This window comes from Mycolicibacterium aichiense, from assembly GCF_010726245.1.
In the GTDB taxonomy this organism is placed as follows: Bacteria; Actinomycetota; Actinomycetes; order Mycobacteriales; family Mycobacteriaceae; genus Mycobacterium; species Mycobacterium aichiense.
Genome location: NZ_AP022561.1, coordinates 44792 through 71466, shown reverse-complemented (window position 1 = coordinate 71466; position 26675 = coordinate 44792). Strand labels below are relative to the sequence as shown.

Here is a 26675-nt window from a genome sequence, read left to right as displayed (position 1 = left end):
CGACAACACTAGGGGGAGCTGAGTTAATTCCGCTAGACCCAGCCGGGGCAATCCCGGTGGAAGTCTCCGCCTCCCAGCTGCGAGCAGCGCGGACGTGGCAGTCTGCATCGGATCAGTTCCACGATGGTGCGATGCAGCATCACAGGCACGTCGCACGTAGCGCCGCGGCGCTCGCGGCCGCAATGGGCATCGGCCGATTCGTGTACACCCCGATCCTTCCGCTGATGACGGCACAGACCGGCATCGCACCGCATGCGGCGGCCACCCTGGCCACCGCGAACTACATCGGCTACCTCGTCGGCGCGGTGGCGGGTTTCAGCTGGCCGCCACTGGCCCGGTCCATTGCGGTCTGCCGCGCATCGCTGGTCGTGCTAGTCGCGAGTCTGGCCGGCATGCCGTTGACCAACACCGTGCTCGAATGGACGCTACTGCGAGGCCTGGCGGGCGTGACCAGTGCGTTGGTGTTCGTGATCGCCGTCAACATTCTGCTGGAGCACCTGCACGGGCACCCCGCCCATCTGGCCGGGTGGGGATTCGGCGGCATCGGCGCGGGGATCGCGTTGTCGGCCGTATTGGTGCTGGCCAGTGAGCAGTGGCGGCTCGCCTGGTGGACCTCCGCGGCTGCCGCCGCTGTCCTGACTACCGCGGCCTGGACGATGCACCGCACACCCGCGGTCCCGCCGTCACCAGCCGCGGAGCGAAAACACCTGCCGCACAGACTGTTCAGTCTGCTGGCGATGAGCTACTCACTCGAGGGCGTCGGCTACATCATCGCCGGGACGTTCCTGGTCGCCGCGGTCGCCCAGGACGCGCCGCACTGGCTCGGGGGTGCCACGTGGCTCGTGGTGGGCCTGGCGACCATCCCCTCCGCGGCGCTGTGGGCAGCGTTGAGCTCGCGATGGTCCCATCCGGCACTGCTGGCGACAGCGTTGTGCGCACAGGCCGGGGGAATCGCGGTGGCGGGCGTCTTCGGCGGCGTCGCGGCAGCGCTGATCGGGGCGGCGCTCTTCGGCGGCACCTTCATCGGAATCAGCACGCTGACGCTCTCGGCAGCGCGACTGCTGCGTTATCCAAGGGCTGTCGCGCTGCTCACCGCGGGGTACTCGGTGGGCCAGATACTGGGGCCGGTCGTGGTCGCCCCCCTCTTACAGGACGGCTTTCGGCCTGCCCTGGTCGTGGGTGCGGTGGTGGTGTTAGCCGCCGCCCTGGTCGCAGGGTCGATGCGGATCATCGGCTGGAAGCCAGACCGACGCCTCATTCAGTCCGAAATCACCGATGCCACGGGTGAATTCATCGACCAACGCGGCCACGGCGGGGTTGTCGTCGTCGCGCCGCCACACCAGTGACCACGTCCACATCGGGACCGGGTTGATGACCGCGCGTCGCACCAGGTCCTTGGGCACCGGGTGATCCTGACCCTTCGGGTTGTTGAGCACCGGGCGGCCGAGCCCGCGGACATGGTCGAGGAACGTCGGTCCGGTGACGCCGCCGTCGTCCGTGCGCATGACGCGGGCACCGGTCGCAGCCGAAAACTGCTCGGCGTAGCGGTTCCACGACGACCAGCTGGCGGTGTCCGCGTCGATCAATACAACGGTGTCAGCGGCCTCGACGACCGAATCGTCCGACCCCGGGGCCAATGCGTAGAGCCGGTCCACTCCCACCAACCGGGCCTGCAGTGACAGCGCTTCCAGATCGTCGTTCTGCACCCAACAGATCGCCAGGTCGAGGCTCCCGTCGGCGACCCGTGCGGCCTGCGTGTGCGACGGCATGACCCAGGTGTCCACCCGCAGCTGTGCGATCCCCGCCGCCCGCGCGGACCAGTCCGTTGGGCACCAGTTGACATAGCCGACGCGCACCGGCTCTGACTCCCCGAACTTCGCAGCGCGCCTGCGTAATTCGTCTGCCTGCGCGATCAGCGCCCTGGCATCGGGCAGCAGTGCAGCACCGGCAGGCGTCAGAGCCACCGAACGGCGGTCGCGGTCGAACAGGCTGATCTTGAGGTCGCGTTCAAGGGCCTTGATCTGCTGGGACAGCGATGGACCGGCGATGCGCAGACGCGCAGCCGCGCGACCGAAGTTCAACTCCTCGGCCACGGTCACGAAGTAGCGCAGCTGCCGCAACTCCATCGCTGCAGCCTAATAGGCGCAACCTCCCAGCAGGGAGCGGATCTCTCGCCCGGGCGTGGCATCGGTTCAGCTCCGGGGGCGTTGCGCAGGGAACACAACGTAGAAGGGATCCTCGAATGGACACTGCAACAAGGGTGGTCGTCATCACCGGCGCGTCCCAGGGTATCGGTGCCGGGTTGGTGGCCGGGTACCGCCGGCTTGGCTACACGGTCGTCGCCAACTCCCGAAGCATCGGCGAGAGCGACGACCCGTCGGTGCTCGCCGTCGCTGCCGACATCTCACGACCGGGTGTGGGAGAACGCATCATCGACGCCGCGGTGCAACGCTTCGGCCGCGTCGACACGGTGGTGAACAATGCGGGCATCTTTATCCCCAAGCCCTTCACCGACTACACCGACGCCGACTACGACGCCATCACCGGGGTCAATCTGCGGGGTTTCTTCGACGTGACCCGGGCGGCGCTCCGGGTGCTGGGTCCCGGCGGCCACATCGTCACTATCTCCACCAGCCTGGTAGACCAGGCCAATTCGCACGTTCCCTCCGCACTGGCGTCCCTGACCAAGGGCGGCCTCAACGCTGCGACCAAAGCCTTGGCTGTCGAATATGCCGGCCGCGGAATCCGGGTCAACGCGGTCGCTCTCGGTGTCGTCAATACGCCGATGCACGATCCGTCCACCCACGACGCGTTGGCCGGCCTCAATCCCATGGGCAGGCTCGGTGAGATCGACGACGCCGTCGACGCGGTGCTGTACCTGGAGCAGGCTGGATTCGTCACGGGTGAGATCCTCCATGTGGACGGAGGCCAGAGTGCCGGACACTGAAGCCGTCCTGCGATCTGTACTGGATGAGTGGAAAGCCGGTATCGACACCCACGATCCCCAGGCGGTCGCGGCGGTTTTCACCGCCGACGCGATCTTCCAAGGTCTGCGACCGTTCAGCGTCGGACCGCAAGGAGTCTTCGACTATTACGACTCGCAACCGGCGGGGATGACGGTGGACTACTCCCTGCTGGAGTCCAGGCGTATCGCCGCGGGCGCCGTACTCGGTTATGTCGCTGCGATGTTCACGTTCCCTGACGGTTCGGCCAAGGACCTTCGGTTGGGAGTTGTCATCACCGGAAGGGGCGAAGACTGGCGGATCGCCTACTAGCAAGCCAGCCCCGCGCCGAATCAGTGACCGAGGTGGATTTGCAGTCCGTGGCTGCGCAGCTGTTCGAAGCTGTAGCTGAAATCGCCTCGCCGGCCGATGGATACCACGTAGCGGTCCTGGCCCTCATCGATGGCGAACGTGAACGAGAACGTGCAGTTCGCGCTGTCACCGGTACCGGCACCCAGCGATGTGGTGGTGAGAATGTCTCCCTTGCCGTTCTTGACTGTCACCGGGGTGGTGCGACCGATATCGGCGTAGCCGTCCGTACCGTGACAGGTGCCACCGTCGACGACGATCGAACCGGTACCGAGGCTGTCAGTCAGGACGAAAACCCCTGAGATCTTGGCAGATTCGAGAATACGGAAGCCCTTGTTGAATTTCGGGCAGAACACGTCGACGGCGATCTTGTCCGCGAGCAGACCCTGCTGTTGCCCGCCGTGTTCGAGTTGATTGCACACCTCGTGCCCATGGGCGATGGCATTGGCCTCGGAATTGAACTGATCGAACAGCCCCGCGGTCTGCAAGGCCTGCACGTAGTCCACTTCAGGCGGCGGCGACGGCCGGTGCCGCGCCCAGAGCAAGCCTGCGACCACACCGGCGACCATCACGATGACGGCGGTCGTGACCCCCGTGGCCAGCCAGGTCAACCGGATGCTCGATCGAGCCACCGGCACCTCGACGTACGACGGCAACATCTGCCCGCCGACGGGGTCGTTCGACTCCGACCTGCCGTTGCGCACCCGATTGGTGGCATGCCCGGCCGTGTAATACCGGCCTTCGTAGCGGGCGGTGGGATCCGGCCGCCAGCCCGTCGGCGGCGTCGGCTTCAGCACGCCGCCGCAACGCGCGCACGTGCCGCTTGCGTCGAGGTCAGCCCCGCAATAGGGACAGGCCGCGGGCGCTCCCTTCATTGCTCACCCCAACCGCCGTAGGCTCGGTTCTCCGTGACAGCCGAATCGTATCGGCGTGTCACGCTATGTTCTCTGCGCGTTAGGGTGCTGTGGTCGGCTTCAGTGAACAAGCCGATAGAAAAGTTGAGCAATCTATGACCGCACCAGCAGAAACGTCGCCGATCGAAGCACGGGTCGGCCACTACTACCGGATGGACGGCACCTACCTCGTCGGCCGGGAGAAGCTCCGTGAATACGCCCGCGCGGTGCAGGACTATCACCCGGCCCACTGGGACGTCGCCGCGGCAGCTGAGCTGGGCTATTCAGACGTCGTGGCACCGCTGACCTTCACCTCGGCGCCGGGCATGCAGTGCAACCGCCGGATGTTCGAGTCGATCGTCGTCGGCTACGACACCTACCTGCAGACCGAAGAGGTCTTCGAGCAGCACCGCCCGATCGTCGCCGGCGACGAACTCGTGATCGACGTCGAGCTGACCTCGGTGCGGCGGACCGCGGGGCGAGACTTCATCACCGTCACCAACACGTTCACCGACACTCACGGGGAACGGGTGCACACCCTGCACACCACCGTCGTCGGCGTGACCGCGGAGGACATCGACGCGGGCGTGAAGGTCGCCGTCCAGAACGCGATGATGCACGACATGAACATCCTCGATATCGGCGGCGACGACGCCGATTACGAGAAGGAACTGCGCCCCGACGGCGAGATCCGGATCTCCGACGGCGGTCTGACCCGGTCGCCGGGCACGCGGTCGTTCGACAGTTTGGCCGTCGGCGAGGAGCTACCCGCCCACCACACTCGGGTGTCCCGGGGCGATCTCGTGAACTACGCCGGCGTCGCCGGCGACGCCAATCCGATCCACTGGGATGAAGAGATCGCCAAGCTGGCGGGTCTCCCCGACGTGATCGCTCACGGCATGTTGACCATGGGCCTCGGCGCCGGATACCACTCGGTCTGGTCGGGCGACCCGGGAGCGGTCACCCGGTTCGCAGTGCGGCTGTCGCAACCCGCGGTCGTGTCGGCCAAGGAGGGTGCCGACATCGAGTTCAGCGGCAAGGTCAAGTCGCTGGATCCCGAAACCCGCTCAGGGGTCGTCCTTGTGGGCGCGAAGTCGGCGGGCAAGAAGATCTTCGGTCTGGCGACGATGAACGTGCGGTTCAGCTGAGGCGGCCTCAGCCGCCCATTCCGGAAAGCCATCGCCCGATGCCGGCGGGATCCGCGACATGATCCGGCTCCACGCGGCGCAGTGCGGCGTTGACGGCTACAGCCGCCTCGCACGTGTCCGGATCCTGGAGAACAACTCGCCCCCCGCCGGCCTTCACGTCTTCGCAGCCGCGGGCCCCGTCGTCGCTGGCACACGAAAGCAGCACGGCTGTAACCGAATTGACCAATTGCGCCGCGCTGGAGAACAACGCGTCGAGTGAGGGCCGCGAGTGCAGGATCGGCGGGTCCAATGTCAGGTGTGCCCGCACAGCGGAGCCTGTTTCGTACTGCTCAACCGGGGTAGCCGGTTCCGTCGACGGATTCCGCTCGTTGCCCACCAGCAGGTGATAGCCGGCGGGAGCCAGCGTCACCTCTCCCGTCGAACACGCCCAGGGACTGGCGGTGGGTTCGTTGACCGGGATTGCGGTGTAGCCCTGCAGGACCCGGTCGAGCCCCCGGTACTGAGGCGCGCGATGCAACACCACGAGCACCACTGTGTTGCGGACGTCGACGAGGGTCTCGAAGATGCCGCGTAACGCCTTGATGCCGCCGGCACTACCGCCGATGACAACGACGTCAGGGCCGGGCACGCTGGTTCTGGGTCTTGGCGTAAATCCCCAGTCGGCGGTCCTGCGCCTTGAACAACTTCATGCCGTCGACGGTGAGGCCTTCGCGCGGGCCGATGACGAGATGCCCGAAGGGCGCCAGGCTGTCCCAGAACATGCGCTCGGCCCTGCGCTGCAACGTCTCCTCGAAGTAGATGAAGACGTTTCTGCACAGGATCAGATGGAACTCGCCGAACGTGCTGTCAGTGGCCAGATTATGGGAGAAGAACTCGAGTCGGGACCGCAGCGCCGGGTTGAGAATGGATCTGTCGTATTTGGCGACATACCAGTCGGAGAACGGCCTTTCACCTCCGCTGGCCTGGTAGTTCCGGGTCGCGCCCACCATCGTGTCGGCGGGGTAGATCGCCGATGCGGCAACCCGGAGCGATTCGCTGTCGATGTCGGTCGCATAGATCGTGGACCGATCCAGCAGACCGGCCTCATCCAGCAGAATGGCCATGGAGTAGGCCTCTTCCCCCGTCGCGCACCCCGCCACCCAGATCCGGATTCGGGGATAGGTCGCCAGCCGTGGCAGCAGATCAGTGCGAATTTTGGTGAACACCGAGGGATCCCGGAACATCTCGGTCACGTTGATCGTCATCGTCGACAGAAACGAGGCCAGCAGGCTCGGGTCGCGAAGCACCCGGTCCTGCGCTCTGGAGATGCTGCCCAGCGAATGACGATCGACGAACGCCATCAGCCGCCTGTTGCGTGACGCATCTGTGTAGTGCCGAAAGTCGTAGCCGAGGAACTCGAAGACCGTGTAGAAGAACGCCTCCGCCTCGATCGCCATCAGTTCTTTGGACCGAGCCGGGTCGATCTCCGCGGGATCAGTCATTGGCGCTTGCCGCCCCCTGCTGGCCACGTAACCGACTTCCGAGCCAGACTCGCAGCACCGAGGTGAGTTGATCCATGTCGACCGGTTTGGTCACGTAGTCGGAGGCGCCGGCATCCAGACATTTCTGGCGGTCACCCTTCATCGCTTTCGCGGTCAGGGCCACGATAGGCAAATTGCGCCAACGTGATTCAGCCCGGATCCGGCGCATCGCCTCGTAACCGTCCATGACGGGCATCATGATGTCCATCAGCACCAGGCCCACCTCCGGATGGGCGGCGAGGCTGTCGAGTCCCTCCTGCCCGTTGCGGGCGGGAATCACGGTGATGCCGTATCTCTTCAACGCGCTGCCCAGGGAGAAGACGTTGCGGACATCGTCGTCGACGAGCAAGACGGTGTTGCCCTTCAGGCTTTCGTCGATTCGCTTGGGATTCGACAGGATCTCGCGCGCCGAGTCAGGCATGTCGTTGGTCACACGATGCAGAAACAGCGCTGTCTCGTCCAGCAAGCGCTCGGGTGACTTGGCGTTCTTCAACACGATCGCGGAGGCAAGGACTTCCAGTCGCTGCGTCTCTGCCGCCGTCAATTCCCGCCCGGTGTGCACGATTACCGGCAGGTGCTTCTGCTCGAGCTGGTCCTTGACCCGCTCGATGAGGTCGATGCCGTCCATGTCGGGTAGTCCGAGATCAAGGACCAGGCAATCGTAGGACGTCGGCCCGGCCAGTTCGGCCAGCACCTGCTGACCGGTTCCCACGCAGGTGATAGCAATGTCGTCGCTCTCGATCATGTGCTTGACGACCTGACGCTGACTGGCGTCGTCCTCGGCAACGAGCACATGTCGCGGTCCCGGCTTCAGGAATTCGGCAACGGCGCCGAACATTGAACGTAGGTCGGCGATTTCGGCGGGCTTGTTCAACGTGTGAATGGCGCCCATCCGCCTACCCCGGCCGTCGTCATTGGAGCCCGAGATCACGTTGACCGGGATGTGGCGCGTGGCGAGATCATGCTTGAGGACATCGAGGACCACCCAGCCTGCCATGTCCGGCAAGCCGATATCCAGGGTGATCGCGGCCGGCTGGCGTTCCTTGGCCAGTGCCAGAGCGGTTCGTCCACTGGCGGTGACAACCGCGTCGAAGCCTGCTTCGGTGGCCAGTTCGACCAACAGACCCGCGAATGTGGCGTCGTCCTCGACCACCAACAGGACGGGCTGTGTTCCACGCGGCCAGTCGATATCGGAAATATCCACCGCGTCGATGCGCGCGAACGCGCCGTCGAGTTGCGGCGACGATGTTCCCTCAACGCCCCGCCCTGCTCCGTTACCAGCCGCTTGTGGTGGGGCCGGCTCGGCCGGCCGTATGTTCGGCGTCCGGGCGGAGCCCATCGTGGCAGGGGGCGCCAACTCGGTCCCTTGCGGGCTCGCGACGGGCAGGTGGCAGGTGAACGTAGAGCCCTCGCCGAGCGTGCTGCGGAGCGTGATCTCGCCGCCGAGGTTGCGGGCCAATTCCCGGCTGATCGCCAGTCCGAGGCCGGTGCCGCCGTACTGCCGGTTGGTACCCCGGGCCGCCTGCTGAAAGGACTCGAAGATCAGGTGATGATCGTTCTCGTCGATGCCGATCCCGGTGTCGGTGACGGCCAGCGCGAGATAACCCGTACCCGGGCAGCCTTCCTTGTCACCTGCCGCCGACAAACTCACCGTCACCGATCCCTCGTCGGTGAACTTGATCGCATTGGCGATGAGATTCTTGGCGATCTGCTTGACCCGCGTGTAGTCACTGGTGAGTTGTTCTGGGGCAGAGGCACTCACCACGACCCGGAAGTCCACGCCCTTGTTCTCCGCTATCGGCCGGAACGTGCGTTCGAGGAAGGCGACGAGATCGCTCACCACGATCACTTCGCGCTCCAGGCGCAAGGATCCGGATTCGACCTTCGCGAGGTCGAGAACCTCGTCGATGAGATTCAACAGATCCTTGCCGGACTGTTGAATCGTCTCGGCGAATTCCTGCTGTTTATCGTTGAGCGGATCATCGGAATCAGCCAGGAGACCGGCGAGGATCAAAATGCTGTTCAGCGGTGTGCGGAGTTCATGCGACATGTTCGCCAGGAACTCCGACTTGTACCGCGACGACACAGCCAGTTCCTCTGCCTTGGCCTCCAGCGTCTGGCTGAGCCGATGCAGCTCGTCGTTCTTGGCCTCCAGAGACTGTGCCTGGGTCTCCAGTCGTTCCGAGCTCGCCTTGAGCTCCTCCTGCTGAGAGCGCAGTTCCTCGGTCGTCTCCTCCAGTTCGGCATTTTGCGCCGACAGCTGGTCCTCGCGTTGAGTCAGCTGCTCGTTCGCCGTCCGCAGCTCTTCTTCCTGGGCTTGCAATTCCTCGGTCTGCGCTTGCGACAGCCGCAACAACTCGCTGGTCTTCTGCGCCGATTCGATTGCGTTAAGGGCGACGCCTGCGCCCAGCGCGATGTTCTCCGCGAGTTCGACATCGTCGTCGGAGAACTGCCGCAAACCGGCAAGCTCGAGAACGCCATGGACCTCGGACTCGGACTTGATCGGGATCAAGATGAGCGAGACCGGCTCCATCTTGCCCAGCCCCGAGACGATCTCGACGTAATCGCCTGGTGCGCCAATCACTTCGATCCGATTACCTTCCAGGGCGCACTGGCCGACCAGACCATCTCCGAACCCGAAGGAGTACGGCAGGTCCTTGCGCCGGTGGAAGGCATACGACGCGACCAGAGCGAACCGGTCGGGGTCGTCTGCCTGGCGCAGGTATAGGGCACCGTGCTTGGCGTCGAGTGCCTGAGCGGTGCGCGATACGATGATCGACGCCGCGGCTGCCAGGTCCGCAGCGGTCTGCACCTCGGTCATCAGACTCGCCTGGATCTCCTTGGCGCGCCTGGCTCGCTCGTTCTGTTCGGCAGCCCGTGTCACGGTGCGGTGGATGTTGCGACTGGTGAAGTACAGCAGGACGCCCAGCACCAGAACGATGGCGCTGGCGAAGATCCACAGCATGGTCTTGGCGAAGTTGACTGCCTTGGCCGCCTTGGTGTTGGCATTGTCGACGGCCTTCACGGCTTCCTGCTCGACGTTGCTCAGCTGACTCTCCAGGACAGCGACCTGACCTTCGATGCCGCGGCCAGAAAGCCCTGGCGTTGAGCCACTTTGGGCGCTCTGGAGCTCGGGCCGCAACGTCGTCCACGTTGACAATGCTTGTTGGGACAGCACGCGGATGGTGCTGTTGTCATTGGTCTCCGCGGCCGCCCGAAGCTCGGTGTCGACGACTTGCCCGAGGTTGTCGAGCTCGCCGCTGAGTTCTGAGCGGCGAGCCGGGTCGTTGGAGAGCAGCAACCTGTCGCGTGTGACGAGCAAGCCCTTCAGATCGCGTTGAACGTCGAGCGCGGCAACCTGGCCATTGCGCGCTTGGGCGCGCTCCTCGTACAGATCGGTGATTCGCCGCAATTGAATGGTGTAGAGCGCGTTCGCCAGGATGACGGCGAGCAGCGCGCATCCGCACACGATCGCCAATCGGGTCGCAAGCTTCATATCACCTTCGCCTCACCGGAATCGAGATTCGCCGACGCACTGGACCACTTCTTGATTCGGGCGTCGAGGTCGACCGCCTCGATCGGATGGGCGTACGAAAATCCCTGTTGCAGAAGACATCCCGCGTCCCTGAGCCAGTCGGCCTGCTTCTGGTTCTCCACGCCCTCGGCGATCAGGTCCACGTGCATGCAGGCAGCCAGAGCGATCTGGCTGCGCACGAGTCGTTGGACGCGCTGGTCGTCATGCACCTCGGTGACGAAGGTGCGGTCGATCTTCAGCCAGTCGATGGGGACGTGCAGCAGATTCCTCATGCTGGCGTGGTCAACACCGAAATCATCTATCGCCAGGGTGAATCCGATGCTGCGAGCATGCCGCAACGCCACACAGGCCGGCGCCGGATCGGCGTAGAACGTTCGTTCGGTCAACTCCAGGCAGATGTTCTCCGGTGGTATCCCGAAGTCGCGCTGAGCGCCGATCAGGTCATCGAGGAAGCTGCCGTCCTGGACGTGGTCGGGGGAGAGGTTCACGTGCAGTTTGAGGTCGTCCCGTCCCAGGGCGGCGTAGTCCTCGAAACTGCGGGTCAGAACCCAGCGGCCCAGCGGGGCGATCTGACCGGCGCTCTCGGCCAGCGCGATGATGTCCGTGGCCGGCATCTCCTCGTCGCCGACTCGCCACCGAACCAGAGCCTCGAGGCCGAAAAGCGCTCCGGTGGCCGAGTTCACGATGGGTTGATAGGCCATCCGGAACTCCGATCGGGCGATCGCGCCCGCCACCTCCGATCGCAGATCCACTTTCCCCTTGTGCTGTGAACCGATCGTGTCGGTGTAGAGCACGCATTCGTCCAGTCGGTTTTTCTTGGACTCGAACATGGCGATATCGGCCTGCGACAGCAGCTCTTCCGCGGTGCGAGCACTGCCACCGAGGAAAGAGATACCCATGCTCAACGACGGATGCAGCGTCACCGCTTTGCAGCGGACCGGCTCGCCCTGCACTCGCTGCAGAATCCGGTTCCCCTCTGCCACAGCATGATCGACGGATGGCACGTCTTCGAGTACGACGATGAATTCGTCGCCGCCGATCCGGCAGACCAGCGCGTCGGTCCCGGCAGCCGACCGAAGTCGGGCAGCCACTTCCACGAGCAATTCGTCGCCGGTGTCATGACCATAGGTGTCGTTGACCGACTTGAACCTGTTGACGTCCATGTACAGCAGTGCCACGAGTTTCCCGTCGCGCCTGCGCGACAGCTCCGCGAGCCGTTCGTTGAGTTGCCGGCGATTGGCCAGATCCGTCAGCGGGTCATGGCTTGCCAGATGGCTGATCACCATCTGGGCCTGTTTGATCTCGGTCAGGTCGTGAACCACGACCGCCACGTGTAGATCCACGGATTCACCAATCGGCGACAACGTGATCAGGACGTCGACCGGGCGACGGGTACCGGCGGCCAATGCCATCTCCATCGACACTTCCTGGTGGGTGGCCAGGGTGAAATCCAGCTGCTCGCGCAGCCGGTCCCGGTGGGCGTCGGTGGCGAGATCGACGATGGACCGGCCGATCAGCGTGTCGGCGTGCCCGCTGAACAAGGCGGTCGCGGCTTTGTTGCAGCTGCGAATCGCGCCCGACACGTCCACGGCGAGTATCGCGTCGGCGGTGGCCTGCATGACGGCTGCATACTCGGCTTGGACGCGGTAGAGGGTGGCATTGGAAATCGCGAGCGCGGCTGCCGCCGAGACGCCCCGGAACAACGCCGCCTCGACGTCGGAGAACGCTGGGCCATCAGTTCGGCCGACACAGACGAAGCCGACATGTTCGCCGCGGGCCATCAACTCCTCGACCAACACCGCCTCATGTGGTGTGGCGCCCTCTACGGCACCGGTCGTTTGCGCGGCGAGCCACGACTGAACAGCTTCGGGCGTTCGATCCGCCTCCGGGTCCGAAAACGTTTCGTGCCAATCGTTGTCACGAACGGGAACACGGAGCAAACACTCGGCGGAGAAGATCCGGCTCAACTCGGTGACGATTGTCTTCTCCAGCGCAGACAGATCAAGACTGCCCTCGGTGAAGATGGTTGCCAGTCTTGCCCGCCGTCGCGCGAGAGCCAGTTCCTCGCGCTGCCGACTCTCGGCGGCTCGTGCGATCTGCAGTTGTTGTTCATGCAGCTTCGCTGCCTCGATGCGCAACCTGGCGAACGATCGGTCCAGCTCCAGCAAAGCCTTCACTTTGGCGTAGAGCACCGCTGCGGAAACCGGCTTGAGCAGAAAGTCGACCGCGCCGAGGTCGTAGCCGCGATCCAGATCGCCGTCGTCGGCCTGGCCGGTGAGGAAAATGATCGGCGTCGAGGCCAACTCGTCGGCTTCCCGGATGAGTTGCGCCGTCTCGAATCCGCCCATCCCGGGCATGTTGATGTCCAGGACGATGACAGCCACCTTGTGCTTCAGCAGCGCGGTCAGCGCCTCTTCGCCCGAACCAGCCTGGACGAGCTCGCAGTCGAGCGGTGTCAGAACAGTGCACAGCAGGTCCCGGAGCCGGGCGTCGTCGTCGACCACCAAGACCGTCTGCTTGCTCTCGGTGGTCGTGGGCCCCTCCGCCACGCCATCCATCAGCACAGGATCAATGTTCCCCTCCCCCGCGAGGTCCCGCACAAGCACTCGAACGTTCACCCCACGAGTCTTTTCATGAACAACAATTCGTTCCGCAAGTGTGCCGCCGGGCAGCCCCGGGACAGCGGGCAATCTGGAAAATCAGCAAATTTCCGGGTCCGCCCCATTGCCAGACCGGCGCGGCACGTCGTCGCCCGGTGTCTAGTGCTTGAAGTCCGGGACGGTGGCGCCTTCCTCGGTCAAGGTCTCGTCCTCGATCCGCATCGTCAGCTGGTTACGGAAACCTTTGGTCAAGTAGACCAGCACCGCGATGCCGATCGCCAACCAGATGCCGCCGTACAGCAGCGCATCGAAATGAAGGTTGACCCATAGCGCCCCGGTCAGCGCCATACCGATCGCCGGAAGCACGATGTTCGTGGCGATCTCTTTCGGGGTGCGGCGGCGCTTCAGGCGGAACGCGAACAACACGATGATCGTCAGATTCACCACGGTGAATGCGATGAGTGCACCGAAGTTGATCATCGACGAGGCGAACTCCAGGGTGAATTTCACCGCGAGCAATGACACCACTCCGACGATGATGACGGCGTGGGCGGGGGTAAGGAACCGCGGGTGGATGTAGGACAGGAACCGCCCGAATCGCCCCCTTCCGTTGCGGCCCATCACGTAGATCATCCGCGCGACGCTGGCGTGCGAGGCGAGGCTCGACGCCACCACCGCGGCCAGAGCGGCTGACACGAAGAAAACCTTGAACAACATGCCGCCGACCTTCAGCGCCATCTCGGGCAGCGTGTCATCGGTGACCTCGAACCCGTCGAGGGTGGGGAACACCGACTGGCTGAACCACGCCGCAGCGAAGAAAATGGCGCCGCCTATGAGCAATGCCAGCACAATTGCCCGTGGCACGGTGTCCGGCGATTTCGCTTCCTCGGCGTACATCGTGATCGCATCGAAGCCGATGAACGAGAAGCAGACGACGGTCGCGCCGGCGACGACGGCCTGCATCTGGACGCCTTCGTGGACCAGCGGATCGAGCGTGAAGATCGTGCCCGCGCCGACTCCCTTGCTCAGCGCCATCGCCGCCAAGACCAGAAAGGCCCCGATGAGGACGACCTGGAACACCACGAGGATTCCGTTGACGCGCGAGGTTCCTTTCATACTCAGGTAATTCAGCGCGGTGATGGCGGCGACGTACACCAGCACGAAGACCCACGAGGGCGCCGACGGAAAGAACGACTCGAAGTAGATGCGGGCGATGACGGCGTTGACCATCGGAAGCAGCAGATAGTCCAGCAGCGAGGACCATCCGACCACGAAGCCGAAGTTCGGGTGGATGGTCTCCGAGGCGTAGGTGTAGGCCGAACCCGCCGACGGGTAGACCCGGGTCATCCGGCCGTAACTGATCGCGGTGAACACCATCGCGACCAAGGCGACGATATAGGCGAGCGGCACCACCCCGTTCGTTTCGCCCGAGACGATCCCGAACGTGTCGAAGACCGTCATCGGGGTCATGTAGCCCAAGCCCAGCCCGACGACGGCCCACAACCCGAGCGATCTCGAGAGATGAGATTTCGGCGGAGATGCGTTTTGCGTCAAGGTTTTTGCCTTCCTAGTGGTCAGTGGCGGCGTCGGGGCCGGGTACGACGACGAGGGGCACGTGCAGGACCCGCATCATCTTCGCCGCCGTCGAACCGAGGAACAGTCGTCTCGGTTGAGCCAACCGGCTTGAGCCGACGATGATGAGATCGCCGTCGCGCCAGTCGAGCTTCTCCACCGCTGCCTCCACCGTGGCTCCGTCGGCGACCACCACGGTGACCGGAAACCCCGTGGGCAGCGACGACTGGGCAGCCGCCAGAATCGCAGCCGCGTGGTCGAGCGCCTGTTGGCGCGTCACGTCGGCGCTGACTCTGCTTCGTGAGCCGTAGTGGTCGAGCGCGACCAACGACACCAGCCGCAGCGGAACTCCCGCGGCAGTGCTGACGCGTACCGCGAGGTCGAGCAGATGCTCGGCGCCCGGCCGGGTGCCGACCCCGCAGGTGATGCTGCGGACGCGTTCGACGTCGGAGTGCCGGGTGCCGCGCGGGGCAACGGCCACGGGCACGGGAGCCGAATGCAACAGTTCGTTGACGACGGAGCCCAGGGTGAATCCGGCGGCAAAGCCACCTGATCCGCCGACAACGATCGCGGCGACCTCCAGCCGTTCGGCTTCCCGGCTGATGCCCTCGGCGAACGATTCGTGAAAGCTCACGTGGATGTGGGCGGTGACGTCGTCCGGCACCGATTTCTGGGCCTCACGCAGCCACTGCGTGGCCTGGGTGGCGAGTTCGCTCTGGTATTCGGAGTCAAGGGGAATGGGAACCGGCAGCACCGAGCAGATCTCCAACTCGGCGCCGAGTGTCCTGGCCAACCGCACCCCCAGGGCCAACGCGTCGGCGCCGCCAGGGGTGGCCAGGTATCCGATGAGCAGTCTCACTGCGTTCCGTTCTGTCGGTGCGGTCCGGGTTGCGTTCACACAAGACCGCGCAAACGCAAAGTGCAGATTATCGACCGCACCGCCGCTGCGTCCGGTAAGCGTGCACATCGGATGGATCGAACGGCATTGCGATCCGGAAGCCCGCAGCAGCCGCATGTTTCGCGGCATGACGAGGCGCGACCGTCCCCGTCCAAACAGTTGGCTCACCTGCCGGGGCAGCGGTCCCCCTTGCCGCCAGCAACCGCGACGACGCAGGCATCGGCGCCTGGCTAAGCGCGTGACCCGTCGATCGCCGCCGCTACGTCCGGTGATCTGAAGGTATGGCAAACGTCTTACCGACAGTGGAATTCCAGTGCAGATTCACCGGTGGTGCGGTCTACTGGTGGCTATGGGGTTCGACGGGGTCGACGAGCCGCTCTCAGAACACGGGGCGGAGCTTCCCGTCGAACTGGTCCGTACGTTGCTGAGTCTGCTGCGGCACCGGCTCGGACTGGAAACGGCCTGGCTCTCGTCCTTCCGCGACGGCGTGCAGATCTTCGAGGTCCTCGACGGCGACGCGGACGCGATTGGGCTCTCGTCAGGCGACCGTACCTCCCTCTTCGACTCATACTGTGTGCGCGTGATCGACGGACGACTGCCCGCGATCATCCCGGATACCAGCACCAACCAGACCACCGACGCTCTGCCGATCACCACCGAGATGAGCCTGGGCGCCTACGTCGGTGTGCCGGTGCTCAACCGCAACGGCGGGGCGGTCGGAATGGTGTGCGCGGTCAGCCGCGAGCCCAAGCCGTACCTCGCCGACATCGACCTGCGCATCGTCAAACAGATCGCCGAACTCATCGGCACGCTGATCGAATCCCCTGACAGCGGTCGGGACACCACCGCTGCGCAGCGCGCTTCGATACGACGTGTGGTGTATCAGCGCGACTTCGAAGTGGTGTTCCAATCGGTTCACGAGGTGGCGACCGGCAAGGTCGTGGGCGTGGAGGCGTTGGCCCGCTTCCCCCGGGAACCGTTTCGTCCCGACGGATTCCTCGCCCAAGCGGCACTGCTGGGGCTGGGGATCGAATTGGAGACCGCGATCGTGGCGCGCGTCATCTCGATGGTGCCGCAGCTGCCCGAGGACGTTTTCGTCGCGGTGAACATCTCCCCGTCGGCGGCGCTGGTCGCTCCGTGGGCCCAGATCCTGGCCGATGTCGACCCGTCGCGAATTGTGCTGGAGCTGACCGAACATGACGCTGTTCTGGACTACGGCGCCCTCGATGACGCACTGGAGCCGTGCCGCGCCCGCGGCGTCCGGGTGGCGGTCGACGACGTGGGTGCCGGATTCTCGTCCTTCTCCCATGTTCTGGAGTTGAGTCCGGAATTCGTCAAGATCGACCAGTCGATCACCCGCCACATCGACGTCGACGACGCCCGGCGTCGGCTGGCGCACGCCATCGCCGAACTCGCCGGCCAGATGGGCGCGACGGTGATCGCCGAAGGCGTTGAGACACAGGGTGAACTCGACGCCGTCAGCTCGGTGGGCATCAGTTCAGCACAAGGCTACTACCTCAGCCGGCCACGTCCTCTCGTGCATGGGTTTCCGCCTGCCGCCGCCGCGGCATCGAACGATCTGTTGCCGACGGCTGTGGACCTGTTGGGAGAAAGGCGATTTGAACTGGCCCTCGCCCATTCGCCGATCGGCATGGCTGTCGTCGGCTTGGACGGAACATTCCTGCGCACCAACCGCGCGCTGCGAAACATGCTCGGGTACACCAAACGTGAACTGGCCGAACTGACCTTCCAGGAGATCACCCACCCCGACGATCTCGACGCCGATCTCGCACTTCTCACCGAATGCCTGGAAGGACGGCGGCGTTCCTACCGTATCGACAAACGCTATATCGCTGCCGACGGCCGCATCGTATGGGGCGCTCTGACCGTCGTCGTCGTCAACGCACCGCGAGATCAACCACGCTACTTCGTATCGCAGATCGTGGATGTGACGGCCGATCGGATTCGCGAGGCCGACCTGGCTCGCCAGGCCGCCACCGATCCCCTCACCGGGGTCGCCAACCGGTCGGCAGGCTGGAGCCGGCTCGAACAGCTCGACGTCAGCGGACGGGGGTACGGCATTCTTTTCTGCGACATCGAGCGCTTCAAGAACGTCAACGACCAGTACGGCCACCGCGCCGGAGATCGACTGCTCGTCGAAGTCGCCGCCCGCCTACGCGCGGCGGTGGGCGATGAGGACATGGTGGCCCGCTGGGGCGGTGACGAATTTCTGGTGATCACCGATTCCGTCAACGACTGGGAGCTCGCCCGCCTGGCCGATCGGATCACCGATCAGCTGGAGAGCACGCCGGTGACAGTCGGCGAGGGTAGGCAGCTTCCCGCACAGATGACCATCGGCTTCGCTGCCCACCGCACCGGTGACGGGCGCTCGATCGACGGTGTCCTCGAACATGCCGACCAGGCCATGTACAACAAACGCCGCCGAGACCGGGCCCGCGCCGCGGGAAGTTAGGCCGGTCCGGCCGCGACCCGTGCTGATCGCTGACCGAATGCGTCAGGTCGGGAAAGTCACTCGTAGCGAACAGAAGTGAGCCGGTCGGTATCTGCGGTCTGCGACACCGGAATATCCCGAAGCTTGCTCTTCATCCCTGCGACCCGCCGCAGCTGGCCGGCGATGTTCATCGACGTGAGCATCGGGATACCACCGATGAACGTCCGAAACGATGGGTTACCGCCGTCGAGGTGGAGCATGAACAGGCAGCCGACCACGTAGAAGAAGCCAATGGTGAACAATGCCGCGGGGATGGCATAGGCCAGCGGCGCTCGGGCGTCGGCAACCAGCTCGCTGGCGTAGTCGAATTCGTCCTGCGACAGCGGTTCCCGCTTGCGGACTTTGGCCAGCACCCTTTTGTGGGCACCCACCTGGTCACCCAACGGATGCGATGTCCGCCGCTCCAAGCGGCCAATGTAGACGAATACGCAAGTGGCGAGGACGATCTCCAGCACGGCAGCAAGAATGGTGAGGTCACCCCAGGGGCCGAGATTCATCTAGGCGCTCCTACTCTTCACTCGCGGATATCACAGACACGTCGCTGATTTCACCCGCCTGACGTATTGGCGGCCGGTTCGTCGTCCTCCCACAGCAGCAACTGGCGGACCGACTGGCGGGTTCCATAGGGCTGGAGCATCTGGCTGGCCGGCCTTGGGCGCACCTTCAGCGGCCACCAGAACCACCGACCGAGCAGCGCCGCAACCGCGGGCGTCATGAAGGACCGCACAATGAGCGTGTCGAACAGCAGGCCCAAGGCTATCGTCGTCCCGATCTGACCGAGGATCCGCAAGTCGGCGAAGATGAAGGACGCCATCGTCGCGGCGAACACCAGACCTGCCGCGGTCACCACCGCACCCGACCCGGCCATCGCCCGGATGATGCCGGTGTTCAGGCCGGCGTGGATCTCCTCCTTGAACCTGGATATGAGCAGCAGGTTGTAGTCGGATCCGACCGCCAACAACAGAATGATGGCCAGTGCCAGCACGATCCAGAACAGGTGGATGCCGAAGATGTCCTGCCAGATCAATACGGAGAGCCCGAACGAGGCGCCCAGGGACAAGGCCACCGTCCCGACGATCACGAATGCGGCCACGATGCTGCGGGTGATGAACATCATCACGAGCAGGATCAAGCTCAGCGCCGCGATCCCGGCGATCATGAGGTCGTACTCGGCGCCGTCCTGGATGTCTTTATAGGTGGCAGCCGTGCCCGCCAGATAGATCTTCGAACCGGCCAGCGGAGTGCCTTTGACGGCTTCCTGCGCTGCGTGCCGGATCCCGTCGATGTGCGAAATGCCCTCCGGCGTAGCGGGATCGCCGTCGTGGGTGATGATCATCCGCGCGGCTTTACCGTCCGGTGACATGAACAGTTTCATGCCGCGCACGAACTCGGGATTGGTGAACGCCTCCGGCGGCAGGTAGAACGAGTCGTCGGTCTTGGACGCGTCGTACGCCTGGCCCAGCGCGGTCGAATTCTGCAGTGCCGCTTGCGACTGGTCGTTGATTCCCGACGTGGTGGCGAAGTTGGTCAGGGTGAGATCGCGGTTGGTCTGCTGGCTTGCGATCTGCGGCGGAATAAGAGCGAGCAGCTTGGGTTGCAGGGCATCGAGTTTGGCGATGCTGCCCGCGACGTTGCCCAGTTGATCGGTGAGCGCGTCAATGCCGTCCAACGCGTCGAAAAGCGACCGCAGCGCAGCGCAGACCGGGATGTCGTAACAGTGTGGCTCCCAATAGAAGTAGCTGCGCAGTGGGCGGAAGAAGTCGTCGAAATTGGCGATCTTGTTGCGTAGGTCCTGGGCGGTGGCGACGGTGTCCTGAAACGCCTTGGTCTGCTCGTCGGTGACCGCGCTGGACTGCTGTTGCAGCGCGTACTGCTGGCGCAGGATGTCGATCGAGTTGTTGATCACGTCCACCTGCTTGAGCAGGTCATCGCCGCGGGCCTGCTGGAACGGCAGATTGTTGATCTGCGAGGCACTTCCGGCGCTGATCTGGAACGGGATCGACGTGTGGTCCAGTGGCGTTCCGAGCGGGCGGGTGATCGACTGCACCTGGGCGATGCCCTCGGTGTGGAAGACCGCCTTGGCGACGCGCTCCAGCAGAATCATGTCGGTGGAGTTGCGCAGATCGTGGTCGGTTTCGATCATCAGCAGCTCGGGATTGAGCCGGGCCTGGGAGAAGTGGCGTTCGGCTGCGGTGTATCCGACATTCGCAGGCGCACTGGCCGGCATGTACCCGCGGGCGTCGTAGCTGGTCTTGTAGGCGGGCAGCGCGATCAGACCGATCAGTGCGATGGCGACCGTCACCACCAGTACCGGGCCGGGCCAGCGCACGATCGCGGTGCCGATGCGCCGCCAGCCCTGGGTGCGCATCGGGCGGGCGGGCTCGAACAGACCGAAGTGGCGACCGATGACCAACAGCGCCGGGGCCAGGGTCAACGCCGCCACCACGGCCACGAGCACGCCGATGCCCGCCGGAACGCCGAGGCTGTTGAAGTACGGCAGCCGCGTGAAGGTCAGACACAGCACCGCGCCTGCGATCGTCAGCCCTGATCCCAAGATGATGTGCGCGGTGCCGTGGTACATCGAGTTGTACGCCGAGACTCGGTCCTGCCCGGCGTAGCGGGCTTCGTGGAAGCGGCCGAGGAGGAAGATCGCGTAGTCGGTTCCGGCGGCGATCACCAACAGTGTCAACAGGTTTGTCGAATACGTCGACAGCTGGATGATCCCGGCGTTCGCGAGCACGGCCACCGACCCGCGTGACGCGGTCAGCTCGATCATGACCGTGAAGATCACGAAGAACACTGTGGTGAGCCGTCGGTACAGGAAGAACAGCATCACCGCGATCACCCCGATCGTGATCAGCGTGGTCTTCAATGTGCCGTGCCTGCCCACCTCGAACTGATCGGTCACCAGCGGAGCGGCGCCGGTGACATAGACCTTGAGGCCCGGCGGTGGCGGGGTGTTGTTGACGATGTTGCGCACCGAGTCGACCGACTCGTTGGCCAGGGACTCCCCCTGGTTGCCTGCCAGATACAGCTGCACCAGGGCCGCTTTGCCGTCGGCGCTCTGCGAGCCGGCGGCGGTCAGCGGGTCACCCCAGAAGTCCTGGATGTGCTGAACGTGCTTGGTGTCCTGCTGCAGCTTTTTGATCAGGCCGTCGTAGTAGTGATGGGCTTCGGCGCCCAGCGGTTGGTCGCCTTCCAGAACGATCATCGCCGAGCTGTCGGAGTCGAACTCGCCGAAGACCTTGCCGATCCGCTTGGCGGCCAGCAGCGACGGCGAGTCCGGCGGGCTCAGTGAGACGTTGTGAGACTCGGCGACGGTTTCGAGCTGCGGGACGAAGACATTGGTCATCACCGCAAGGCCCAGCCAGAACACCGCGATGAGAACGGAATACCGCCGGATGAAGTCGGGAATCCGGTGGGTCATCCCGACTTGTCCAGGCAATACGTGAAGGCGTTCAGCGTGTTCACAGTCCGCTCGTCTTTGACGACGTCATCGATCTTGATGCGGCAGCCGATCGAGTCGCTGTCACCTTGAGCGGAGACGTTGACGAACACGGCGGGCTGGGTGGTGGTGGTGTCATACGCCCACGGCAGCGTGACGGAGTCCGCGCGTTGCGGCTGCGCGTTGACGTCCAGGTAAGTGATGGTCGCGACGGTGCCCGGTGGGCCGAAGACTTCCAGCACCACGTGCTTGGGGTTGAACGGGACGATGTCGTTACCCGCCCCGCTGGGTGTGGAGGTGACGTCGTGGGAGGCGAAGATGCCGTGCAGCCGATACACAGCAAACCCGGCGACCGCCACCACCACCACCGCCACCAGCAGCATCCAGCGTTGGCTGAGCCGCCGGCCGAGTGAAACCCGCTGCATCCGTGACCCTTTCATGAGCGGCGACAGGCGCGGACGGTACAACGTTCCCGTAGGGGGCTTATCAACTAGATTGACCGTACGGTACCGGACCGGACTCCACAACAGGGGATCGCCGACGAGCTAGCCCCGGTACTGGGCAACCTTCTGGGCGTAGCCGTCGAGCAACCGCAGTGAGTCGTCCCGCGACTTCGTCGGCAGCAGAAGATTCGCCTGGCGGTAGCCGAGGCCGTCGAGCGCCTGCCAGTACTCGAGATCGATCGGCGTGCCGAACGTCGTCAGGGGAACGTCGTGACCGGCACTCGACCGGATCTGATCGATGCGCTTGGTCAGCCGTTCGACGGGCAGCGGATTGGAGATCCACCCCGCCTGGTGACGGACGATTCGCTTGACCGTCGCGTCCGAGTCGCCACCGATCACGATCGGCGGATGCGGTTCCTGAACCGGCTTGGGGCGTGCGTACGAGGGCTCGAAGTCGACGAATTTGCCGTGATACTCGGCCGGTTCATCGGTCCACAGCGCCTTGATGGCTTCGATGCGTTCGTCCAATAGTGCCCCGCGCGTCTTCGGATCGGTGCCGTGATCGCGCATCTCCTCGAGGTTCCAGCCCGCCCCGACACCGAACACGAAGCGGCCGCCGGAGATGAGATCGATGCTGGCGGCCTCCTTGGCGGTCGTGATGGGGTCGCGCTGGATGAGCAGGGCGATGCCGGTGATCAGCTCGATGTCGGAGGTGACTGCCGCTGCCGCGGCGAGCGTGACGAACGGGTCCAGGGTCCGGTAGTAGACCGACGGCAGGTCGCCGCCCTGCGGGTACGGGGATTCCCGGCTGGCCGGGATGTGCGTGTGCTCGGCGATCGCGAGTGCGCCGAAGCCCCGCTCTTCGATTGCGCGAGCCAGTGAAATGGTGTCGATGGTGTCGTCATTGACGAAGGTCGAGATGCCGAATTCCATATCGACCACAGTGCCACTGTCGTTCGGTCCGCGGGACTCATCGCCGGTGGTGTCACTGCTGGGACAGTGTCGCGGCCAATCCGGTGATGAGCACGTCGAGGTTGAAGTCCAGCTGCTGCCCGTCGTCGGGTGCGGCATCGCGGAGAGCCACAACCTCGCGCAACAGTGGAAAGTGTTCCGCGGCAGCCGTGTTGAGCGCAGCCGCGACATCGGCGACGTACGGGTGCTCGCGGCTTCTGGACAGAAAGACCGCTTCCCGGCCTGCGGCATGGCCCAGCTCGCTGACCAGGCGCAGGATGTGGCCGGCATCCGCGACCGAGAAGCCGGCCTCGACGAGGACCTGCAGGACGCGCTCGACGGGTTCGAGTGCTCCGATGCCACTGGCGGGCAGACGAAAATAGGTGACGAGCTCGCCGAGTGTGACGGTGGCGTCACGAAGGGCTGTGGCGTAGCGGCGCAGGACGTCCCGCCAGTCGCCGCCGACGGGCATGTCGATGCGGCTCAGCTCCACGGCGAAGGCATCGACGGCGACCAGCTCGCGCAGCGCTTCCCGATCGCCCACGTGGTAGTTGAGGGCTTTGGGATCCACGCCGAGGACATCGGCGACCGCCTGCATGGTCAGCTCATCGAACGGCATTGACCGGGCCGCGGACACAATGCGTTCACGGGTGATCTGCCGCGGCCGCCCGCGCTGCCGTGGCGCCGCTGACTCCTGCACACCGTGCCTTTCGATTCCGAACACTGCCGAGGCGTGATATTTTTCCCGTTCGGGATTAATTGGAGCACGCCACTACATGGTGATTAATGAGGACAGCGTAGAACCGAGGTCGACCACGACCCGGCCGGGGATCTGCCGCATCTGCTCGGCGCACTGCGGCGTGCTGGCCACCGTCGTGGACGGGAAGCTCACCAAGGTGGCCGGCGATCCCGACAACCCGCTATTCAAGGGTTACACCTGCGCCAAGGGCCGGGCGCTTCCCGACATTCACAACAATCCCGACCGGCTGCTGCACAGCCAGAAACGGACCGTCGGCGGCGGGTATGCACCCGTCGAGTCCGGGCAGGCGATGGATGAGATCGCGGCAACCCTGCAGCGACTGATCGCAGAATTCGGACCCCGCTCGGTGGCGCTGTACTTGGGGACCAACGGACTGCCCTATCCTGCGTCCGCGTTGATGGCCAATGCGTTCATCCGCGCCATCGGTTCGCCGATGTTCTTCACCGCCAACACGATCGACCAACCCGGGAAACAGATCGCGCTCGCGGCCCACGGCCACTGGCTGGGTGGTGATGTCAACTTCCACGAAGCCGACAGCTGGCTGCTGGTCGGCACCAATCCCCTGGTGTCCAAGGCGATCGGCATCCCCGGTCAGAATCCCGGCCAGAGTCTGAAAGCGGCGATCAACCGCGGCATGAAGCTGATTGTCATCGACCCACGCCGGTCGCAGACCGCCGCGCGGGCCGCGATACACCTTCAGCCGCGCCCCGGCGAAGACGCTGCGATCCTGGCCGGGATCATCAACATCGTCATCGACGAAAAACTCTACGACCGGGAGTTCGTCGAAGAGAACGTCGACGGCTTCGCGGCGCTCGCTGAGGCGGTCGCGGATTTCACCCCCGCGCACGTAGCCGGGCGGGCGGACATCGACGAGCAGCAATTGGTCAAGGCCGCAAGGCTGTTCGCGTCATACGGCAAGCGCGGCGGCATGGTCAATGCCGGAACGGGGGCGAACATGGCCATGCATGGCAACGTGGTCGAGTACCTGTGCCTGTGCCTGACGTCGATCTGCGGTCGGTGGCAACGCGCCGGCGAGCGGGTCACCCGACCCAACACGCTGCTGCCCGCATTCACCGCCAAAGCTCAGGCGCATCCGCCGTACGAGGGATGGGGGTACGGGGAGCAGCTGCGGGTGCGCGGTCTGACCGATGCGGTATGCGGTATGCCTACAGCTGCCCTGGCCGACGAAATACTGCTCGACGGCGACGGGCAGGTGAAGGCCCTCATCTGCATCGGTGGCAATCCGATGGCGGCGTGGCCGGACCAGCGAAAAACGCTGCGGGCATTGGAGAATCTGGACCTACTGGTAACCCTCGATACCGAGATGTCGCTGACGTCGCGGCTGGCGCACTACGTCATCGCACCCAAGATGCAGATGGAAACGCCTGCCATGACGATGGGCAGCGAACTGATCAAGTACTACGCGAGCGGCACCGGTATCCCCGCTCCGTACGCACAGTACGCGCCGCGGCTCGCCGAACCGCCGTCCGGTTCAGACCTGACCGAGGAGTGGCAGTTCTTCCTGGGCCTGGCGAAGCGGATGGACCTGGAATTGTGGTTCATCAACTTTTTCGGCGGGGGCGGCGGCAGGTTCATGGAGTCACCGCCGATCGTGTGCAATTTTAACGGCGACACGCAGATCACCACCGAAGAGTTGTTCGAGAAGATGTGCGAGACGTCGCGCATCCCCCTCGATGAGGTTCGCAGACATCCGCATGGTCATGTCTTCGACGTGGAGGCCGTCGTCGAGGTCAAGGACGCGGACTGCGCCGCGAAGCTCGACGTCGGGAACGTCGTGATGCTGGGCGAGCTGGGCCGATATTTCGGAGAAGACATCAGAGTCGGGTGGAACGACACGGACTTCCCGTTTCGCCTGATTCCACGGCGGCACAACAACTTCATGAACTCTTCGGGTACCCGCCTGGCCACGTTGAACAAGGGCAAGGCGTACAACCCCACCTACATGCATCCGGACAGCATCGCTGCGCTGGGACTGAACTCGGGCGACTTGGTGACGGTGACGTCTCCGCACGACTGCATCCCCAGCGTCATCGAGGCTGACGACAGCCTGCGTCCCGACGTCGTGGCCACTCACCACGCGTTCGGCGGCCTGCCCTCCGAGGACGAGGAGGTGCGCGACCGGGGAAGCACCGTCGGCCGGTTGATCCCGACCGAGGTCGACTTCGACCCCATCACCGGCCTACCACGACAGGGAAACATTCCTGTCCGCGTCACCGCGCGATCCACCGTCGGAGAGGTATCGCTATGACCGATGTTGTTGAGCGCGAGCCGAACCTCGTCAGCCCGTGGGCGCCGCACCGGGTCCGGATGTACGTGGCCGCCGCCCTGTTCACCGGCCTGGTCTTCGTGGGGATGACGATCGGCGTCGGGACCGGGTTGATCGAACCGAACTTCACCTCCGACGTCGTCGCCAATCTCCTGTTCGGCATTCCCGCGATCCTGATTCCCCTCGTGCTGCTCTGGGATGCGCCGGGCGAGGTTCGCCTGCGCGAGGAGAAGGCCGCCGAACTCACGCTGTTCTACTTGCCCTACACAGCGTTCAGTCAGATCTGCTACGAGTTGGTGTTCCTCATCGGCCATCCGCTGGGGTGGTGGACTCCCACGAATGATCCGGGCATCAAGTGGCTGTGGTGGCAGTACGGCCTCGCCGACACCCGCTATGCCAGCGGCAACCCGTGGACCTTCGCCCTCGAAGTGGTCGGCGTGATCACCGGCGTCGTCGTGATCACCATGTGGTCCCGGCTGGTCCGGCAGTCACTCCCCGTCGAACAACGGATCCGGTGCCTGTGGGTGGCCTTCGCGGGTATCGCGGTGCTGATGAGCAGCACCGCCGTCTACTTCATCTCCGAGGTGGGCGCCGGCTTCGCGGATATCGGGCAAGGCGCGTTCGGGCTGTGGTTCAAGTTCATCGGCGAGAACATCCCGTTCATCGTGCTGCCCGCAATGGTGCTGTACGCCATCCACATTCAGATCGACTACCTGACCCGCAAGGTCGCCACCGCCGGCGCGGGCGGGTAGCAGCCGCGCCATAGTCCTGCTCGCGGGAGTTTCGACCGCAGGAAAGCG

19 protein-coding genes and 1 pseudogene are annotated in these 26675 nt (G+C 64.6%); 7 read left to right on the top strand and 13 right to left on the bottom strand.

Going from position 1 to position 26675, the window contains the following annotated elements:
• Positions 1-131: 131 nt before the first annotated feature.
• Positions 132-1151, top strand: a pseudogene (locus G6N32_RS00295) (YbfB/YjiJ family MFS transporter); the annotation flags it as partial.
• Positions 1152-1193: 42 nt separating this feature from the next.
• On the opposite strand, the gene G6N32_RS00290 reads toward G6N32_RS00295, so the two are convergent.
• Complete coding sequence (locus G6N32_RS00290; protein WP_115317861.1) at positions 1194-2126, bottom strand: LysR family transcriptional regulator; 933 nt, start codon at positions 2124-2126, stop codon at positions 1194-1196.
• 116 nt (positions 2127-2242) lie between these two features.
• Between G6N32_RS00290 and G6N32_RS00285 the strand changes: the two genes are divergently transcribed.
• Both G6N32_RS00285 and G6N32_RS00280 read left to right on the top strand, forming a co-directional pair.
• Positions 2243-2947, top strand: a complete 705-nt coding sequence (locus G6N32_RS00285; RefSeq protein ID WP_115317862.1) for an SDR family NAD(P)-dependent oxidoreductase — start codon at positions 2243-2245, stop codon at positions 2945-2947.
• Positions 2934-3275: a nuclear transport factor 2 family protein gene (locus tag G6N32_RS00280; RefSeq protein WP_115317863.1), complete on the top strand. Its 342-nt coding sequence runs from the start codon at positions 2934-2936 to the stop codon at positions 3273-3275. The genes G6N32_RS00285 and G6N32_RS00280 overlap by 14 nt, the downstream gene beginning before the upstream one ends.
• A gap of 20 nt (positions 3276-3295) precedes the next feature.
• Here G6N32_RS00280 and G6N32_RS00275 read toward each other — a convergent pair whose 3' ends face one another.
• A complete protein-coding gene (locus G6N32_RS00275; protein ID WP_115317864.1) occupies positions 3296-4186 on the bottom strand; it encodes a DUF732 domain-containing protein in 891 nt (296 codons plus the stop codon).
• 134 nt (positions 4187-4320) lie between these two features.
• Here G6N32_RS00275 and G6N32_RS00270 point away from each other — a divergent pair, with 134 nt between their 5' ends.
• On the top strand, positions 4321-5352 hold the full coding sequence (locus G6N32_RS00270) for a fused (3R)-hydroxyacyl-ACP dehydratase subunits HadA/HadB (RefSeq protein WP_115317865.1): 1032 nt from the start codon (positions 4321-4323) through the stop codon (positions 5350-5352).
• Between the two features lie 7 nt (positions 5353-5359).
• Here G6N32_RS00270 and G6N32_RS00265 read toward each other — a convergent pair whose 3' ends face one another.
• From G6N32_RS00265 to G6N32_RS00240, 6 genes are all read right to left on the bottom strand, one after another.
• Positions 5360-5980, bottom strand: coding sequence for a chemotaxis protein CheB (locus G6N32_RS00265; RefSeq protein ID WP_115317866.1), 621 nt, complete (start codon positions 5978-5980; stop codon positions 5360-5362).
• The gene (locus tag G6N32_RS00260; protein WP_115317867.1) at positions 5967-6833 is read right to left on the bottom strand and encodes a CheR family methyltransferase; all 867 of its coding nucleotides are present in this window, start codon (positions 6831-6833) and stop codon (positions 5967-5969) included. The genes G6N32_RS00265 and G6N32_RS00260 overlap by 14 nt, the downstream gene beginning before the upstream one ends.
• Positions 6826-10368, bottom strand: a complete 3543-nt coding sequence (locus G6N32_RS00255) for a response regulator (protein WP_115317868.1) — start codon at positions 10366-10368, stop codon at positions 6826-6828. Before G6N32_RS00255 ends, G6N32_RS00260 begins: the two co-directional genes overlap by 8 nt.
• Entirely contained in the window at positions 10365-12965 is a 2601-nt protein-coding gene (locus G6N32_RS00250) for a two-component system response regulator (protein WP_170310570.1), read from the bottom strand. Before G6N32_RS00250 ends, G6N32_RS00255 begins: the two co-directional genes overlap by 4 nt.
• A gap of 201 nt (positions 12966-13166) precedes the next feature.
• On the bottom strand, positions 13167-14510 hold the full coding sequence (locus G6N32_RS00245) for an APC family permease (RefSeq protein ID WP_197935794.1): 1344 nt from the start codon (positions 14508-14510) through the stop codon (positions 13167-13169).
• Positions 14511-14574: 64 nt separating this feature from the next.
• Positions 14575-15438, bottom strand: a complete 864-nt coding sequence (locus G6N32_RS00240) for a universal stress protein (RefSeq protein WP_115318938.1) — start codon at positions 15436-15438, stop codon at positions 14575-14577.
• Between the two features lie 388 nt (positions 15439-15826).
• Between G6N32_RS00240 and G6N32_RS00235 the strand changes: the two genes are divergently transcribed.
• Entirely contained in the window at positions 15827-17950 is a 2124-nt protein-coding gene (locus G6N32_RS00235) for an EAL domain-containing protein (protein ID WP_115317870.1), read from the top strand.
• Between the two features lie 56 nt (positions 17951-18006).
• On the opposite strand, the gene G6N32_RS00230 is transcribed toward G6N32_RS00235, so the two are convergent.
• From G6N32_RS00230 to G6N32_RS00210, 5 genes are all read right to left on the bottom strand, one after another.
• Positions 18007-18486 (bottom strand): hypothetical protein, encoded by a 480-nt coding sequence (locus G6N32_RS00230; protein WP_115317871.1) that lies wholly within the window; start codon positions 18484-18486, stop codon positions 18007-18009.
• Between the two features lie 50 nt (positions 18487-18536).
• Positions 18537-21416: an MMPL/RND family transporter gene (locus tag G6N32_RS00225; protein ID WP_115317872.1), complete on the bottom strand. Its 2880-nt coding sequence runs from the start codon at positions 21414-21416 to the stop codon at positions 18537-18539.
• Positions 21413-21859: an MmpS family transport accessory protein gene (locus G6N32_RS00220; RefSeq protein WP_115317873.1), complete on the bottom strand. Its 447-nt coding sequence runs from the start codon at positions 21857-21859 to the stop codon at positions 21413-21415. The genes G6N32_RS00225 and G6N32_RS00220 overlap by 4 nt, the downstream gene beginning before the upstream one ends.
• A 120-nt stretch (positions 21860-21979) precedes the next feature.
• Complete coding sequence (locus G6N32_RS00215; RefSeq protein WP_115317874.1) at positions 21980-22810, bottom strand: LLM class F420-dependent oxidoreductase; 831 nt, start codon at positions 22808-22810, stop codon at positions 21980-21982.
• A 52-nt stretch (positions 22811-22862) separates the two neighbouring features.
• Positions 22863-23447, bottom strand: a complete 585-nt coding sequence (locus G6N32_RS00210) for a TetR/AcrR family transcriptional regulator C-terminal domain-containing protein (protein ID WP_147291966.1) — start codon at positions 23445-23447, stop codon at positions 22863-22865.
• A 157-nt stretch (positions 23448-23604) separates the two neighbouring features.
• Between G6N32_RS00210 and G6N32_RS00205 the strand changes: the two genes are divergently transcribed.
• Positions 23605-25857 (top strand): molybdopterin-containing oxidoreductase family protein, encoded by a 2253-nt coding sequence (locus G6N32_RS00205; RefSeq protein WP_115317876.1) that lies wholly within the window; start codon positions 23605-23607, stop codon positions 25855-25857.
• Positions 25854-26627: an emopamil-binding protein gene (locus tag G6N32_RS00200; protein WP_115317877.1), complete on the top strand. Its 774-nt coding sequence runs from the start codon at positions 25854-25856 to the stop codon at positions 26625-26627. The genes G6N32_RS00205 and G6N32_RS00200 overlap by 4 nt, the downstream gene beginning before the upstream one ends.
• The last annotated feature ends 48 nt before the right edge of the window (positions 26628-26675 follow it).

Excerpts from the sequence above, each read along its gene's own strand:
- G6N32_RS00290 (WP_115317861.1), bottom strand. The coding sequence starts at position 2,126 with ATGGAGTTGCGGCAGCTGCGCTACTTCGTGACCGTGGCCGAGGAGTTG.
- G6N32_RS00285 (WP_115317862.1), top strand. The coding sequence starts at position 2,243 with ATGGACACTGCAACAAGGGTGGTCGTCATCACCGGCGCGTCCCAGGGT.
- G6N32_RS00275 (WP_115317864.1), bottom strand. The coding sequence starts at position 4,186 with ATGAAGGGAGCGCCCGCGGCCTGTCCCTATTGCGGGGCTGACCTCGAC.
- G6N32_RS00270 (WP_115317865.1), top strand. The coding sequence starts at position 4,321 with ATGACCGCACCAGCAGAAACGTCGCCGATCGAAGCACGGGTCGGCCAC.
- G6N32_RS00260 (WP_115317867.1), bottom strand. The coding sequence starts at position 6,833 with ATGACTGATCCCGCGGAGATCGACCCGGCTCGGTCCAAAGAACTGATG.
- G6N32_RS00255 (WP_115317868.1), bottom strand. The coding sequence starts at position 10,368 with ATGAAGCTTGCGACCCGATTGGCGATCGTGTGCGGATGCGCGCTGCTC.
- G6N32_RS00250 (WP_170310570.1), bottom strand. The coding sequence starts at position 12,965 with ATGGATGGCGTGGCGGAGGGGCCCACGACCACCGAGAGCAAGCAGACG.
- G6N32_RS00235 (WP_115317870.1), top strand. The coding sequence starts at position 15,827 with ATGGGGTTCGACGGGGTCGACGAGCCGCTCTCAGAACACGGGGCGGAG.
- G6N32_RS00230 (WP_115317871.1), bottom strand. The coding sequence starts at position 18,486 with ATGAATCTCGGCCCCTGGGGTGACCTCACCATTCTTGCTGCCGTGCTG.
- G6N32_RS00225 (WP_115317872.1), bottom strand. The coding sequence starts at position 21,416 with ATGACCCACCGGATTCCCGACTTCATCCGGCGGTATTCCGTTCTCATC.
- G6N32_RS00220 (WP_115317873.1), bottom strand. The coding sequence starts at position 21,859 with ATGCAGCGGGTTTCACTCGGCCGGCGGCTCAGCCAACGCTGGATGCTG.
- G6N32_RS00215 (WP_115317874.1), bottom strand. The coding sequence starts at position 22,810 with ATGGAATTCGGCATCTCGACCTTCGTCAATGACGACACCATCGACACC.
- G6N32_RS00210 (WP_147291966.1), bottom strand. The coding sequence starts at position 23,447 with ATGCCGTTCGATGAGCTGACCATGCAGGCGGTCGCCGATGTCCTCGGC.
- G6N32_RS00205 (WP_115317876.1), top strand. The coding sequence starts at position 23,605 with ATGGTGATTAATGAGGACAGCGTAGAACCGAGGTCGACCACGACCCGG.
- G6N32_RS00200 (WP_115317877.1), top strand. The coding sequence starts at position 25,854 with ATGACCGATGTTGTTGAGCGCGAGCCGAACCTCGTCAGCCCGTGGGCG.